General features: G+C 53.1%; 19 protein-coding genes, 1 tRNA gene and 1 other RNA gene. 3 read left to right on the forward strand and 18 right to left on the reverse strand.

The annotated features are described in order from the left end of the window. Positions 1-5: 5 nt before the first annotated feature. Genes KIK84_RS06560 through dapF form a run of 3 tightly spaced genes read right to left on the reverse strand, consistent with a single transcriptional unit; the run spans position 6 to position 2,637 of the window. Positions 6-1,001 carry a tyrosine recombinase XerC gene (locus tag KIK84_RS06560; protein WP_214122225.1) on the reverse strand — a complete coding sequence of 332 codons (996 nt, stop codon included), beginning with the start codon at positions 999-1,001 and terminating at the stop codon, positions 6-8. Positions 1,002-1,004: 3 nt separating this feature from the next. Beyond that, the gene (locus KIK84_RS06565) at positions 1,005-1,703 is read right to left on the reverse strand and encodes a DUF484 family protein (protein WP_214122226.1); all 699 of its coding nucleotides are present in this window, start codon (positions 1,701-1,703) and stop codon (positions 1,005-1,007) included. A 55-nt stretch (positions 1,704-1,758) separates the two neighbouring features. After that, the gene (gene dapF / locus KIK84_RS06570; protein ID WP_214122227.1) at positions 1,759-2,637 is read right to left on the reverse strand and encodes a diaminopimelate epimerase; all 879 of its coding nucleotides are present in this window, start codon (positions 2,635-2,637) and stop codon (positions 1,759-1,761) included. Positions 2,638-2,667: 30 nt separating this feature from the next. On the opposite strand from dapF, the gene KIK84_RS06575 reads away from it, so the two are divergent. Continuing rightward, entirely contained in the window at positions 2,668-3,561 is an 894-nt protein-coding gene (locus KIK84_RS06575) for an MBL fold metallo-hydrolase (protein ID WP_250207782.1), read from the forward strand. A 10-nt stretch (positions 3,562-3,571) separates the two neighbouring features. Here the strand turns inward: KIK84_RS06575 and KIK84_RS06580 are convergent, their stop codons facing one another. Further along, positions 3,572-3,997 (reverse strand): CBS domain-containing protein, encoded by a 426-nt coding sequence (locus KIK84_RS06580; RefSeq protein ID WP_214122229.1) that lies wholly within the window; start codon positions 3,995-3,997, stop codon positions 3,572-3,574. Between the two features lie 174 nt (positions 3,998-4,171). Here KIK84_RS06580 and KIK84_RS06585 point away from each other — a divergent pair, with 174 nt between their 5' ends. Continuing rightward, positions 4,172-5,800 carry an EAL domain-containing protein gene (locus KIK84_RS06585; protein ID WP_214122230.1) on the forward strand — a complete coding sequence of 543 codons (1,629 nt, stop codon included), beginning with the start codon at positions 4,172-4,174 and terminating at the stop codon, positions 5,798-5,800. A gap of 19 nt (positions 5,801-5,819) precedes the next feature. On the opposite strand, the gene rnpB is transcribed toward KIK84_RS06585, so the two are convergent. Then, positions 5,820-6,190: RNase P RNA component class A (gene rnpB, locus KIK84_RS06590), an RNA gene on the reverse strand. A 101-nt stretch (positions 6,191-6,291) separates the two neighbouring features. Here rnpB and cysK point away from each other — a divergent pair. After that, complete coding sequence (cysK, locus tag KIK84_RS06595; RefSeq protein ID WP_214122231.1) at positions 6,292-7,209, forward strand: cysteine synthase A; 918 nt, start codon at positions 6,292-6,294, stop codon at positions 7,207-7,209. Positions 7,210-7,302: 93 nt separating this feature from the next. Here cysK and KIK84_RS06600 read toward each other — a convergent pair. The 13 genes from KIK84_RS06600 to rplF all read right to left on the reverse strand — a co-directional run bounded on the left by KIK84_RS06600 (position 7,303) and on the right by rplF (position 14,021). Beyond that, a tRNA-Met gene (locus tag KIK84_RS06600) sits at positions 7,303-7,379 on the reverse strand. Positions 7,380-7,402: 23 nt separating this feature from the next. Beyond that, positions 7,403-7,795 (reverse strand): 50S ribosomal protein L17, encoded by a 393-nt coding sequence (gene rplQ / locus KIK84_RS06605; protein ID WP_214122232.1) that lies wholly within the window; start codon positions 7,793-7,795, stop codon positions 7,403-7,405. Between the two features lie 58 nt (positions 7,796-7,853). Next, positions 7,854-8,843 carry a DNA-directed RNA polymerase subunit alpha gene (locus KIK84_RS06610; protein WP_214122233.1) on the reverse strand — a complete coding sequence of 330 codons (990 nt, stop codon included), beginning with the start codon at positions 8,841-8,843 and terminating at the stop codon, positions 7,854-7,856. Positions 8,844-8,933: 90 nt separating this feature from the next. Further along, the gene (gene rpsD / locus KIK84_RS06615; protein WP_214122234.1) at positions 8,934-9,557 is read right to left on the reverse strand and encodes a 30S ribosomal protein S4; all 624 of its coding nucleotides are present in this window, start codon (positions 9,555-9,557) and stop codon (positions 8,934-8,936) included. An 85-nt stretch (positions 9,558-9,642) separates the two neighbouring features. Further along, positions 9,643-10,047, reverse strand: coding sequence for a 30S ribosomal protein S11 (rpsK, locus tag KIK84_RS06620; protein ID WP_214122235.1), 405 nt, complete (start codon positions 10,045-10,047; stop codon positions 9,643-9,645). 18 nt (positions 10,048-10,065) lie between these two features. Further along, on the reverse strand, positions 10,066-10,431 hold the full coding sequence (gene rpsM / locus KIK84_RS06625) for a 30S ribosomal protein S13 (protein ID WP_214122236.1): 366 nt from the start codon (positions 10,429-10,431) through the stop codon (positions 10,066-10,068). 23 nt (positions 10,432-10,454) lie between these two features. Then, positions 10,455-10,568: a 50S ribosomal protein L36 gene (rpmJ, locus tag KIK84_RS06630; protein WP_214122237.1), complete on the reverse strand. Its 114-nt coding sequence runs from the start codon at positions 10,566-10,568 to the stop codon at positions 10,455-10,457. 41 nt (positions 10,569-10,609) lie between these two features. Then, positions 10,610-11,920, reverse strand: a complete 1,311-nt coding sequence (gene secY, locus KIK84_RS06635) for a preprotein translocase subunit SecY (RefSeq protein WP_214122238.1) — start codon at positions 11,918-11,920, stop codon at positions 10,610-10,612. 12 nt (positions 11,921-11,932) lie between these two features. After that, positions 11,933-12,364 carry a 50S ribosomal protein L15 gene (gene rplO / locus KIK84_RS06640; RefSeq protein WP_214122239.1) on the reverse strand — a complete coding sequence of 144 codons (432 nt, stop codon included), beginning with the start codon at positions 12,362-12,364 and terminating at the stop codon, positions 11,933-11,935. Positions 12,365-12,373: 9 nt separating this feature from the next. Continuing rightward, positions 12,374-12,556 carry a 50S ribosomal protein L30 gene (gene rpmD / locus KIK84_RS06645; protein WP_214122240.1) on the reverse strand — a complete coding sequence of 61 codons (183 nt, stop codon included), beginning with the start codon at positions 12,554-12,556 and terminating at the stop codon, positions 12,374-12,376. 9 nt (positions 12,557-12,565) lie between these two features. After that, positions 12,566-13,093: a 30S ribosomal protein S5 gene (gene rpsE, locus KIK84_RS06650; protein WP_214122241.1), complete on the reverse strand. Its 528-nt coding sequence runs from the start codon at positions 13,091-13,093 to the stop codon at positions 12,566-12,568. A 17-nt stretch (positions 13,094-13,110) separates the two neighbouring features. Continuing rightward, the gene (rplR, locus tag KIK84_RS06655) at positions 13,111-13,476 is read right to left on the reverse strand and encodes a 50S ribosomal protein L18 (protein WP_214122242.1); all 366 of its coding nucleotides are present in this window, start codon (positions 13,474-13,476) and stop codon (positions 13,111-13,113) included. An 11-nt stretch (positions 13,477-13,487) separates the two neighbouring features. Further along, on the reverse strand, positions 13,488-14,021 hold the full coding sequence (gene rplF / locus KIK84_RS06660; RefSeq protein ID WP_214122243.1) for a 50S ribosomal protein L6: 534 nt from the start codon (positions 14,019-14,021) through the stop codon (positions 13,488-13,490). Between the last annotated feature and the right edge of the window lie 10 nt (positions 14,022-14,031).

Raw genomic sequence — 14,031 nt, forward strand, 5'->3', positions numbered from 1 at the left:
CTGCTTTAGTCCTTCTTGGGTGGTAAGCCTTTGACTTTGGCCCGTGGGTGGGCTTGGTCGTACACACGCGCCAAGTGCTGGAAGTCGAGCCGGGTGTAGACCTGTGTGGTGGTGATGCTGGCGTGCCCCAACAGTTCTTGCACGGCGCGCAAATCCCCACTGCTTTGCAGCACATGGCTGGCAAACGAATGGCGCAGCATGTGCGGGTGGACGGGAACTGGCAAGCCCGCTTGCAAGCTGCGCTGGCGCAAACGCTGCCACACGCTCTGCGGGGTCAGGCGGGTGCCGTAGCGACCTATGAATAAGGGTTGCCCCCCCGCCTGTCCATTCTGCCCCTGCCCGCTCATCCCTGCCGCCGCACTGGCTCGCACACTGGCACGCAAAGCCAACCAACGCTGCAGGGCGGCCAAGGCTTCTTTGCCTACCGGCACGGTGCGCGGCTTGGAGCCTTTGCCCAGCACATGGACTTCGGCCGCCTCCATGTCCACCCAGCCTTTGGCGCTGGTGCTGGCGTGCACGTCCAGCCCCACCAGCTCGCCCACGCGCAAGCCGCTGCTGTAGAGCAGTTCGGTCATAGCCGCATCACGCGCTTCCAGCCACGGGTCATCGTCGGTGCGGGTGAAGTCGGCCAAGGCCACGGCATCGTCCACCGGCAAGGCTTTGGGCAGAGGCTTGGGCGCTTTGGGCGAGCGCACGTCTTGCACCGGGTTTGTTGCCACCAAGCCTTGGCGGCCTAACCAGGTGTAAAACCCGCGCCAACCGGAGAGGATGAGCGCAATGCCCCGCGCACTGCGTCCACCGCTGTGCATGTGCGCCACCCAGCGGCGCATGTGGTGGTTTTGCACCTGCAGCAAACCCACGCCCGCTTGGGTGGCGTAGTCCTGCAGGCGTTGCAAATCGAGGGTGTAGAGGGTGACGGTGCGCTGTGCCAGCCGCTTTTCGGCCCGCACGTAGTCTAGGTAGCGCGCTATCAGGCTGGCATCGTCACCCGCAGTTCCCATGGCTTAACGCAAGCGCAGCAGCGCTGAGCTAGCGATCTCGCCGATGTGGGCCAAAAAGTCGGTGCCCAAACCGGAGTTAAAACGCTGGGCATCGCTGGAAGCCAGCACCAACAAGCCAAAGGTGTTGGAGGCAGGATTGGCATCGGGCACGCACAGCGGCACCATGGCCAAGGAAGCCACGCTGTGTGGCTCGGCCAACCAATCCACCGCTTCGTAACCCGTGTTCAGGCTGCAAAAGGGTTCGGTCAACGAAGCGGCAAACACCTGCACGTCTTCGCTCACGCCTTGGGTGCACGGCAGTTGGTCGTACGCGCTGGAAAGAGTCCATAAGCGCACGCCCACTTGGGGCACGGCAAAGCGGGTTTTCAGGTCGTTGACGATGACATTGGGCATGTCCTCGGGCAACTCCACGCTGAGCAGATGCGCTGCCCAGCTGAGAATTTTGTTGGACAAGATGACGTTCTCATTGCCATGACGAATGAGATCCATGATGCGGTGCTCCAGCATCTTGATCTTCTCGCGCAGCATCTCGGCTTGGCGCTCTTGCAAGCTCACGGCGCGGTGGCTGTGCGGGCTGGTAAAGCGCACGGTGGCCAGCAATTCGGCGTGGCGGGCAAAAAAGTCCGGCGTGTTGACAAGGTAGTTGGCGATGTCGTCTTCGGTAATCGGGTGGTTGACGTCCACGGTTGGCGCTTGGCTCATGGTCTGCTTTGTTGCGTTGAATGGTTGTTAATCGGTGCTAGGGCTGGACACGGGCTCAGGCCAAATCGGCGGGAAACTCCAGCTCCCCCTCAAATACAGAGACTGCAGGGCCCGTCATGTAGACCGGCTGACCTGGGCCTGCCCAAGCGATGGTGAGCACGCCACCACGGGTGTGCACATCCACTTGGCCATCGAGCAGCCCCAAGCGAATGCCCGACACCACAGCAGCGCATGCCCCCGTGCCGCAGGCCAAGGTTTCCCCCACGCCGCGTTCGTACACGCGCAAGCGCACTTGCTGGCGCGACATCACTTGCATGAAACCCACGTTCACCCCTTGAGGAAAGCGCGGGCTGGCCTGTACGGCCGGACCTTGGCTAGCCACTGGGGCGGTATCGACATCGTCCACCAGCAGCACGGCGTGCGGGTTCCCCATGGAGGCAACTGCTACAAAAACTATAGCACTTCCAGTATACCCAGCAAGCTCTAGCGGCCATTTTTCCCCTGAACCTTGGAGCTGCGCTGACAGGTCTTGGGTGATGAATGGCACCTGCGCAGGCTCGAGCACGGGAGCCCCCATGTCCACCGTGACGCGCCCATCAGGTGTCAGGCGCGGTTCGATCACGCCCTTCATCGTCTGCACTCGCAGATGGTCTTTGCTGGTGAGGCCTTTGTCTCGCACATAACGCGCAAAGCAGCGCGAGCCATTGCCGCACTGCTCCACTTGGGCACCATCGGCGTTGTGGATGACGTACTCAAAATCCAAGCCCGGCGCGGGCGCTGGGCGGACGGTGAGAATCTGATCCGCTCCGACCCCGAAGTGGCGGTTGCCCAAATAGCGGTAGTGGGCAGCCGTCAGGCCCAGTGGGCCACGGGTTTCGTCCAGCACCACAAAGTCGTTGCCGGCGCCATGCATTTTGGTGAAGGAAATTCGCATGCCTGCATTATCTGCCTCTATGCTCACGCCATGCTGTTTTCTCCTATCCAAACTGCTGTGCCACAGCAGTTGCACCCCCTTGTCTGGCGCTTGACTGCGCCCAACCCCGGCCTGATGACGGGGCCAGGTACCAACAGCTATGTCGTGGGTGTACCGGGGCAAGACTGTGTGGTGGTGGATCCGGGCCCAGCTGATGTGGGCCATGTGCACCGACTTTGGGACTTGGCAACACAATGGGGGGCTGCACCACAGGCTATCCGGGCCATCGTGTGCACGCATTCACATCCGGACCATGCGCCGGGGGCTTGGCTGCTGCAGCAAAGGTATCAAGAGTTCGCAAACTCGCAGCCCCAGCATGCCACTACGCCCCCTGTGTTGGGGCTTCCCAGTGGCCCCAATGCTCGCGCAGATAGCCAATTCACCCCCAATGTAGTGCTATCCAATAAGGAGCTGGTTCAACTCACCCGATGCACGCTGCAGGCCATTCACACCCCTGGCCATGCCAGCAATCACCTGTGTCTTCACGTGCTGGGAGAGGGGCTATTGCTCACTGGCGATCATGTACTGCACGGCAGCACCACGGTGGTGGCTCCCCCAGATGGAGATATGACGGCTTATCTCCACTCGCTGCGGACAGTACTGGCCTTGTGTGACAGCGAAAACAGGCCTATCGGCCCCGGCACCGTACACACCCTGCTGCCCGCCCATGGCCCCGCCATTGCTGCAGCCGCCGAATATCTGACTACGCTATTGGCCCATAGGCTGGGCCGTGAAGCCAAGGTGGCAGCGGCCATGCGTGCCCTGCCACACGGGGGGCTAGATGATTGGTTGCCCTTGGTCTATGACGATGTTCCCCCAGGACTCTGGCCGATTGCGCGTTTGTCCCTTCACGCCCATGTGCTGCGCCTCCAATCGCAAACTTGATTGGGGGCAATCAGCCAGCGATGTATGTCTGCAAATGCTGAATCGTGTCCTCGCGCTCTTGCAAGATTTCATCCATAAGGTCACGGATGGAAACCATGCCCATAACCCGGGTTCCATCCACTATGGGCAGATGTCGGATTTTGCGCTGGCTCATCAGCGCCATGCATTCGTCCGTGCTGGTGCTAGGAGCGACGCTGATGACCTGGGTCGTCATGATGTCTTGCACCTTGAGCTCACGTGAATTTTTTCCCGCCAATGCCACTTTGCGCGTGTAGTCTCGCTCGGAAAAAACGCCGACCAAGCGTCCTGCATCCATCACCATCAAGGCACCAACATTGTGGTCGGCCAACGTTTTGAGGGCAGCAAACACCGTCTCCTGCGGATGCAGGCTCCAAATGCCATGGTGTTTTTGCAACAAGTCGGATATAGGGCGCATAGTCAGTGTCCTCCTTTTTTGGCAGAGTACATGGGCAGCCTCCCATCAACCACAGGGTTTGCCCTTGCCTTTTTTGCTATAACGGCAACCTCTCGTTGTTTTTGTAATTTTTTGCTGCAAATGTGGATTTACGCTCCACACTTCGCATGCCCCATCTGTCGCCAGTCCTCTTTCATGAAAATTTCTGCTCGTTGGCCCACCGTTGTGCAGCGCATAAACCAAGCTTTGGGCCACCATGCCAGTGTCGTTGGACTGCTTACAGGTATTGCTGCGGGGCTTGTGCTGGCGTCTGCCCTTAGCCTTGTGGCCTTGCTTAGCAAAGTAAAGGACATAGACGCTGGACACAAACAAATTTTGTCCAGTCTGAGCCGAAGGCAAAGTGATGTAGATGCACTGCTCACTGAACTCAATGCCAGCAAACAAGCCACCTGTACACCAGAGAACTTACGCCTGCTGCGTGCTTTGATTTTTCCCCACCCCTATGCACTGGAAGTTGGTTTACTGGACAAAACGGGCATGCTTTATTGCAGCACCAGCGCAGGGGCATTGCGCAAGCCTAGCGCGTTTTCTGAGCGCTATATCGACGGCAAGGTAGGGCGCTACTACCTTAAAGTACCCTTGCACCGCTACAACCCCGATGCGCCAGACACCATTTACACCACAGTCGTCGAGCGGGGGCCTTTTCAGGTAATCATTGCTGGCGAAAAAGACGAGCAGGTAATACCCCAGTATTCGGACGCCGTTTGGGCAGGCGGTGCATCACAGCGTACACGCATATTTGCCAGCCCAAACGCCCACCTCTTAGACACAGTCGCCAACACCGACACCCCGCATGTGCGCATCGTATGGACTGGTTTTTATTTTTTAATTACCAACTCTGTTCCTGGTGTCAGCCCTATCAGCGTGCAGTCGCTCTTGCTTCCAAGCACCCTCTACAGCAGCAGCTCTTTGCTACTTTGGGGCAGCATCATGCTGTGCATTGTTTTAGGCGCACTGACACGCTTGGTAGTCATCTCCCACTGTCACACGCTCCTCTCCATTGACAAGCGCATCGCCTATTTATGTGCCGAGCACAATATCGTCTGCCACTACCAACCGATACTGTCATTGACCACTGGCAAGATCATTGGCTGCGAAGTGCTAGCGCGCTTGCGTGAGGGCGATAAGCTGGTGTATCCCGATGAATTCATTCCCTCCTTGGCACAACGGCAACTCACTTGGGAGTTTGACTCTGCCGTTTGCCGTGTCGCATTGCGTGAATTAGCGACCCTTTTGCCTGTGCAAGCTGATCCATTCACAGTGGCGCTCAATCTCTTTCCACGCAACCTCTCGCATGACCTCTTGCATGCTTGCCTAAAACAATGCCTCAAAGACTATGGACGCAGTGATTTGCGCATCAACTTGGAAGTCACTGAGTACGAATTCTCAGCCGATGCCTTGCCTGAGCTCAAACGCCTGCAAGCCGATGGATACGCGATTTCTATTGATGACTTTGGCACCGGCTATTCCAACCTTGGCATTCTCAAACGCATGGCTCCTGACTGCCTGAAAATTGACAAGTCATTCGTGTTTGAAATGGAAGATGCAACCTTGCGATCCAGCTTGATACCGGAAATATTGGCCATTGCAAACGCCATCGGCTGTGAAGTGGTTGCAGAGGGAATCGAAACAGCCGAGCAATCCAAACGACTGCGGGCTTTGGGTGTTCAGTATGGCCAAGGCTATTTCTTCTCTCGACCAGTACCTCTTTCGCTGTTGCTCTCACTGATGGAGCGCGGTGAGGGCACAATCCCCTTGGCCTAGCGTAGTAGCGACGCAAGAAAAGTGAAGCTTGCCTGTACGCCGGATTCTGTGCGCAAAGTCACCTCTGCGTGATCACCATTACTCTGGGCCACAAGTCACCTTGATGGCTCGATGCTACCTACCCGCCAACTCCGGGGGCCCCGTCAACGTTGGCCTACTTGGTATTGCTGCGCGTAGAGATTGCCCGTTTCACCTCTGAAGTGCGTGCAGCTTGCGCTGGCAAACACTCAGAACTCGTCTCTGTTGCTCTAATCCTCACCTTAGGGTACTGCAGCATGCTGCAGCACTGGTCAGTGGACAGCTGTTAGCTGCTACGCTGCCCTGTGCAGTCCGGACGTTCCTCCAGTGCCTTGTTTCCAAGATTGCACCAGCGGTGATCCAGCAAGCTTCCCCCCCATTATCGTTGCAGTGCAGGCATATCGATATGAAAAATCTGTTGTTTTAGCTTCTCAAAGCTGGCAGCAGAATGCTGACTCCTATTGGAGACTAGTATGCCTTTCAACAACGTTTTGGCCACCATTGGCAATACACCACACATCCGTATCAACCGCTTATTTGGTAACCAGCATACGGTTTACGTGAAGAACGAGCGCACGAATCCCGGTGGCTCTATTAAAGACCGGATCGCACTGGCGATGATCGAAGATGCTGAAAACCGTGGCTTGCTCAAACCCGGAGCAACAATTATTGAACCAACATCTGGGAACACGGGTGTAGGTTTGGCATTGGTTGCCGCCGTCAAAGGCTATAAATTGATTCTGGTCATGCCTGAAAGCATGTCGATTGAACGCCGTCGTCTGATGCTGGCATATGGGGCTAGTTTCGACCTAACACCACGCGAGAAGGGTATGAAAGGCGCGATTGCTCGTGCCCAAGAGCTGGCTGAGCAAACCCCCAACGCATGGATTCCCCAACAGTTTGAAAATGCTGCCAACGTGGATGTTCATGCCAAAACCACTGCACAGGAGATTTTGACTGACTTTCCCAACGGATTAGATTACCTAATTACTGGCGTGGGTACTGGCGGGCACATTTCTGGTGTCGCGAAAGTCCTCAAAGCTGCATGGCCTGCATTGAAGGTATTCGCTGTCGAACCCAGTGCATCGCCTGTCATTTCTGGTGGCCAACCATCGCCGCACCCAATTCAGGGAATAGGAGCCGGATTCATCCCCAAGAATCTCGACACATCCTTGCTTGACGGTGTAATACAAGTCGATGCCGAATCGGCCAAAGAATATGGTCGTCGCTCCGCGCGCGAGGAAGGCTTGTTAGTAGGTATTTCCAGTGGCGCTACATTGGCGGCCATCGCGCAAAAGCTGCCAGAAATCCCTGCACAAAGCACAATTCTCGGCTTCAACTACGATACAGGCGAGCGCTACCTTTCGGTCGACGGATATTTGCCGAACTGATAGCTGATAGCCGGAAGCCATACCTGATCTCATTAAGGTATGGCAATGGATTGGGCAATAAAAAAGCGCTAACCGAAGTTAGCGCTTTAAATATGGTTGCGGGGGCTAGATTTGAACTAACGACCTTTGGGTTATGAGCCCAACGAGCTACCAGGCTGCTCCACCCCGCGTCAATCCATGTATTATAGCAGGTTTATTCTGCTACTGCGGCCTCGCCAGAAGTTTCTTCTGCGCGATCCACCAATTCTACATAGGCCATAGGCGCATTGTCGCCCACACGGAAACCCATCTTGAGAATGCGTGTGTAACCACCTGGACGTGTCTTGAAGCGTGGGCCCAGCTCATTGAAAAGCTTGGTTACGCTGTCACGATCACGCAGTCGATCAAATGCCAAACGGCGGTTTGCCAATGTAGGTTCTTTAGCCAAAGTGATCATAGGCTCAATCACACGGCGCAATTCTTTAGCCTTGGGCACGGTCGTTTTAATAGCTTCGTGCTCGATCAAAGAATTCATCATGTTGCGCAACATCGCCAAACGGTGTGACGAGGTGCGGTTAAGTTTGCGAAGACCATGTCCGTGACGCATTTTTCACTCCTTGTGTTGTATGCGGGAAGCCGTATCAGGTACTCCCCGTTGCGTTCAATTAACGTTTTTCCAAAGAAGCTGGTGGCCAGTTTTCCAACTTCATGCCCAAAGTCAGACCACGTGAAGCCAAGACTTCTTTGATCTCATTGAGGGATTTACGGCCCAAGTTAGGCGTTTTCAACAACTCATTTTCAGTGCGTTGAATCAAATCACCAATGTAGTAAATGTTTTCCGCCTTCAAGCAATTTGCAGAGCGAACAGTCAATTCTAATTCATCGACAGGACGCAACAAAATCGGATCAAACTGGGTTGAACCACGAGGTGCTGGATTTTGGAAAGCATCCAACTCACTACCTTCAAGCTGCGCAAATACAGCCAACTGTTCAACCAAAATTTTGGCAGCAGAGCGTACTGCCTCTTCAGCAGTGATCGCACCATTGGTTTCAATGTCCACCACCAGTTTGTCCAAGTCTGTACGCTGTTCCACGCGTGCGCTTTCAACAGCATAACTCACGCGCTTAATAGGAGAGAACGATGCGTCCAGAACAATACGGCCAATTGCTTTGCTTGGCTCATCGTTGTAGCGGCGCATAGTGCCAGGGACATAGCCACGGCCTTTTTCCACTTTAATCTGGATATCTAACTTGCCGCCTTGTGACAGGTTTGCAATAACATGATCGGGGTTAATAATTTCCACATCATGCGGAGTTTGGATATCCGATGCCTTGACAACGCCCTCGCTGTCTTTGCGCAAACTCAAAGTCACTTCTTCACGGTTGTGCAGTTTGAAAACCACACCCTTGAGATTCAACAAAATGTTGACAACATCTTCTTGAACACCATCGATAGAAGAATACTCGTGCAAAACACCAGCAATTGTGACTTCTGTTGGTGCAAAGCCCGCCATTGAGGACAGCAGCACGCGACGCAGAGCATTGCCAAGGGTATGACCATACCCACGCTCAAACGGTTCAAGCGTGACTTTTGCTTGATTGTGACCAACCTGCTCAACGCTAATAGATTTGGGCTTTAACAAGCTGTTTTGCATTCAAATTTCCTCGTAAGACTCCCAACGCATTGGTCGGTACGGCCTAACAACATCCCCACGTGAATACATGGGGATCCGTTACAGAAACTATTAACGAGAATACAACTCGACAATCAACGATTCGTTGATGTCTGAGCCGAATTGGTCGCGGTCAGGAACGTTCTTGAAAACACCCTCAACCTTGGAAGCATTCACTTCCACCCATGCAGGAATACCTGTTTGCTGTGCCAACTGCAGGGCCTCAACAATACGGGCTTGGGTTTTGGATTTCTCGCGAACTGCAACAACATCACCAGCCTTAACCATGTAAGAAGGAATGTTCACTGCTTGACCATTAACCAGAATCGCTTTGTGGGACACCAATTGGCGCGCTTCCGCACGTGTTGAACCAAAGCCCATGCGATACACCACGTTGTCTAAACGCGATTCAAGCAAAGACATGAGGTTTGCACCAGTATTGCCTTTACGGCGGTCAGCCTCAGCAAAGTAGCGGCGGAACTGACGTTCCAGAATGCCATACATGCGTTTTACTTTTTGCTTTTCACGCAACTGCGCGCCGTAGTCAGAGGTACGGGCACCAGATGTACGGCCATGTTGGCCAGGTTTACTATCAAACTTTGCCTTGTCTCCGATCGAGCGTCGTGCACTCTTCAAAAACAGGTCTGTGCCTTCGCGGCGGGCGAGTTTCGCCTTGGGTCCGAGATAACGTGCCACTTGTATTTCCTTTATTCAACTGCTGCACAAAATGCAGGAGCCATCAGTAGCGCAAAGCTACTGATGGCGGTGGTCTTAAGTTTAATTAGATACGACGACGCTTTTGAGGGCGGCAGCCGTTATGCGGAACAGGTGTAACGTCCGCGATCAAATTGATGCGAATACCCAGCGCAGCCAAGGCACGCACAGAGGACTCACGACCAGGACCAGGGCCTTTGATCTCTACATCAAGATTCTTGATACCTTGCTCAATAGCTGCACGCCCAGCTACTTCCGATGCTACCTGGGCAGCAAAAGGAGTTGACTTGCGCGAACCCTTGAACCCCTGACCACCAGAGGAAGCCCACGAAAGGGCATTACCTTGACGATCAGTAATAGTGATAATGGTGTTGTTGAAAGAGGCATGCACATGTGCAATACCGTCTGCAACGTTCTTACGAACTTTTTTGCGCACACGCTGAGCTGCGCTATTAGATGGTGCTTTTGCCATATTTTTTCAAACAGCTAATTATTTCTTCAACGCAGCGGCACCCTTGCGAGGGCCTTTGCGCGTGCGAGCATTCGTGCGTGTACGTTGACCACGGAGTGGCAAACCACGACGATGACGGAAGCCTCTGTAGCAACCGATGTCCATCAAGCGCTTGATGTTCATAGTTGTTTCACGGCGCAAATCACCTTCAATAGTGAAGGCTGCGATTTGATCGCGAATTTTTTCCAGATCTGCATCCGACAAATCTTTAATTTTCTTGTCGTAAGCAATGCCCGACGCTTCGCAAATCTTGCGTGCGCGTGTGCGGCCGATGCCATAAATAGCAGTCAAACCGATTTCAGCATGCTGATGAGGTGGTATGTTGATACCAGCAATACGTGCCATAACTTCCTCTTAACCTTCTGCGATTAACCCTGACGCTGCTTGTGACGTGGATCTGCGCAGATAACACGCACCACACCCTTGCGACGAATGATCTTGCAGTTGCGGCAAATTTTCTTAACCGAAGCCGAAACTTTCATCTCTCTCTCCTAAAAACCTGCTTATCCAACTGGTACGCTGACTAGCGACCTTTGAAACTTGCTTTTTTCAACAGCGACTCATACTGCTGAGAAATTAGATAGTTTTGTACTTGTGCCATAAAGTCCATTGTCACGACCACAATGATCAGCAACGATGTGCCACCAAAGTAGAAAGGCACGTTGTACTTTAGTATCAAGAACTCTGGCAACAAGCACACGAATGTGATGTAAACCGCACCAGCCAAAGTCAAACGAAGCAAAATTTTGTCGATATACCGAGCAGTATGCTCACCAGGACGAATTCCCGGGACAAATGCACCGCTTTTCTTCAGATTATCCGCTGTTTCTTTGCTGTTAAACACAAGAGCCGTGTAGAAAAAGCAGAAGAAAACAATCGCTGCGGCATACAGCAGCACATAAATTGGCTGCCCGGGACTGAGCAAAGACGATATATCTTTCAACCAACGCAACGATTCACTGGAACCGAACCAATTTGCAACCGTAGCAGGCAACAAAATAATCGAAGATGCAAAGATTGGTGGGATCACACCAGCCATGTTGATTTTAAGCGGCAAATGCGAGGATTGCCCCCCATACACCTTCGAACCAACTTGACGTCGTGCGTAATTCACCAAAATCTTACGCTGCCCGCGTTCTACAAACACAACCAAGTAGGTTACCGCAGCCACGACCACAATCACAACCAGTGCAACAAAAACACTCATTGAGCCTGTACGAACCAATTCCAGCAACCCACCTATCGCGTTTGGCAAACCAGCAGCAATACCAGCAAAGATCAGTATGGAAATGCCATTGCCAAGACCGCGTTCAGTGATTTGTTCACCCAACCACATCAAAAACAATGTTCCGGCCGTCAAACTGACAACCGTTGTCATTCGGAAGACAAAACCAGGCGAAAGAACCAGTCCTGCAGAGCTTTCTAGAGCAATTGCAATACCCAAAGACTGAAACAACGCCAAACCCAAAGTTGCATAGCGCGTGTATTGGGTTATTTTTCGACGACCGGCCTCACCGTCTTTCTTCAACTGTTCAAATGCTGGCAACACATAGGTTAGCAGCTGGAGAACAATAGAAGCAGATATATAGGGCATGATCCCCAGAGCAAACACCGTGAAACGCGATAGCGCACCACCAGAGAACATATTGAACAAATTCAATATGCCACCTTGCTGCCCTTTAAAAAGCTGCTGCAATTGTGTCGGATCAATCCCGGGAACAGGGATATGTGCCCCAACACGATACACAAGCAAAGCCAGCAATAAGAACACCAAGCGACGTGTTAAGTCGCCATATTTGTTCTCACCACCAGTGCTGACAGGAGATCTTGCCACTACTGCACCTTATTAGGCCAACGTACCACCAGCAGCTTCAATAGCCGCTTTGGCACCTGCTGTTGCACCAATACCTACCAGCTTAACTGCCTTGGACAGTTCGCCGGACTTGATAACTTTGACGTTCTTAATTTGATCGCCGATCAAGCCAGCTTGCTTCAAAACGAGCAAGTCAACTTGTTCCAGACCCAAGATGTCCAAGTTGCTCAAAGTAATCTCTGCATTGAATTGCAAAAGATGCGATTTGAAACCACGCTTTGGCAAGCGACGATGCATAGGCATTTGACCGCCTTCAAAGCCAACTTTGTGGTAGCCACCAGAGCGAGACTTTTGCCCTTTGTGACCGCGGCCTGCAGTTTTACCCAAACCAGAACCGATACCACGGCCTACGCGGCGCTTGGCATGCTTGGCACCAGCTGCGGGCTTGATGTCATTCAATTGCATGTTGAATCCTTACAGAACCTTCACCAGATAGGCGATCTTATTGATCATGCCGCGAACTGCAGGAGTGTCTTGCAATTCACTAACGCTACCCAATTTACGCAAACCCAAACCACGCACTGTTGCACGGTGGGATTCCTTGGTACCAATGGGGCTACGCACCAATTGGACTTTCACTGTTTGTTGTGTGCTCATAGATCCACCTTACGCAGCAAAGAGGTCTTCCACAGACTTGCCACGCTTGGCGGCAACTTCTGCAGGAGTTGTAGACTTTGCCAAAGCATCCAAAGTAGCACGTACCATGTTGTAAGGATTAGTAGAACCATGGCTCTTGGCCACGATGTCAGTTACACCAATCACTTCGAACACAGCGCGCATAGGACCACCAGCAATAATGCCGGTACCCTTGGGGGCTGGCGCCATCATGACAGTAGATGCACCATGACGACCTACCACCTTGTGGTGGATAGAGCCATTCTTCAATGCAGCCTTGAACATGTTGCGGCGGGCTTCTTCCATGGCTTTTTGCACGGCCGAGGGAACTTCTTTCGACTTTCCTTTGCCCATGCCGATACGGCCATCACCATCACCTACAACAGTCAGTGCGGCGAAACCGAGAATACGACCACCTTTGACCACTTTGGTCACGCGGTTGATCGCAATCATTTTCTCCCGCAGACCGTCCTCTGGACCGTCAACTTTGCCCGCTGTTTTTGCTTGAACTTTAGACATTTTTACTTCCGATCTGCTTAGAACTGCAGGCCAGCTTCACGCGCTGCCTCTGCCAATGCTTTAACACGGCCATGGTATGCAAAGCCAGAGCGATCAAACGCTACTTTCTCCACACCCGCAGCCTTGGCTTTTTCAGCCACGCGCTTGCCGATCAGCACTGCTGCAGCGACGTTGCCGCCTTTGCCAGTAGTACCCAAAGTGGCACGCACATCTTTTTCTGCAGTCGATGCAGCAGCCAGAACCTTGCTACCGTCACCAGAGATAACGCTTGCATAGATATGCAAGTTGGTGCGTGTAACTGTCAGACGCGCTACGCCTTGGGAGGCGATACGAATGCGAGTTTGGCGTGCACGACGGAGACGTTGCTCTTTTTTAGTCAGCATGATTACGACCCTTATTTCTTCTTGGTTTCTTTGATCGTTACTGTCTCGTCAGAGTAGCGAATACCCTTGCCCTTGTAGGGCTCTGGGGGACGCACTGCACGAATCTCAGCGGCGATCTGACCAACTACTTGGCGATCTGCACCCTTCAGGACGATTTCAGTTGGCGATGGAGTGGCCACTGTCACACCTGTGGGCATGTCGATGTTCACAGGGTGTGAATAACCTACAGCCAAGTTCAATTTATTGCCTGCAGCTTGGGCTTTGTAACCCACGCCAATCAGGTTCAGCTTTTTCTCAAAGCCCTTGGTCACACCAACAACCATGTTGTTGACCAACTGGCGAACTGTGCCTGCCATTGCATCAGCATCACGACTGTCGTTGACAGGCGTGAAAGACAGCTTGCCGCCTTCGTTGCTAATGGTTACGAGGCTGTTTTGGGGCAACTTCAACGTGCCACCTGCACCCTTGACGCTAACTGCTTCAGCTGTCAGAGATACTTCCACGCCAGCAGGGATAGCTACTGGCAATTTTCCTACGCGGGACATTGTCTTAACT

This window comes from Curvibacter sp. CHRR-16 (genome assembly GCF_018474005.1).
In the GTDB taxonomy this organism is placed as follows: domain Bacteria; phylum Pseudomonadota; class Gammaproteobacteria; order Burkholderiales; family Burkholderiaceae_C; genus Allorhodoferax.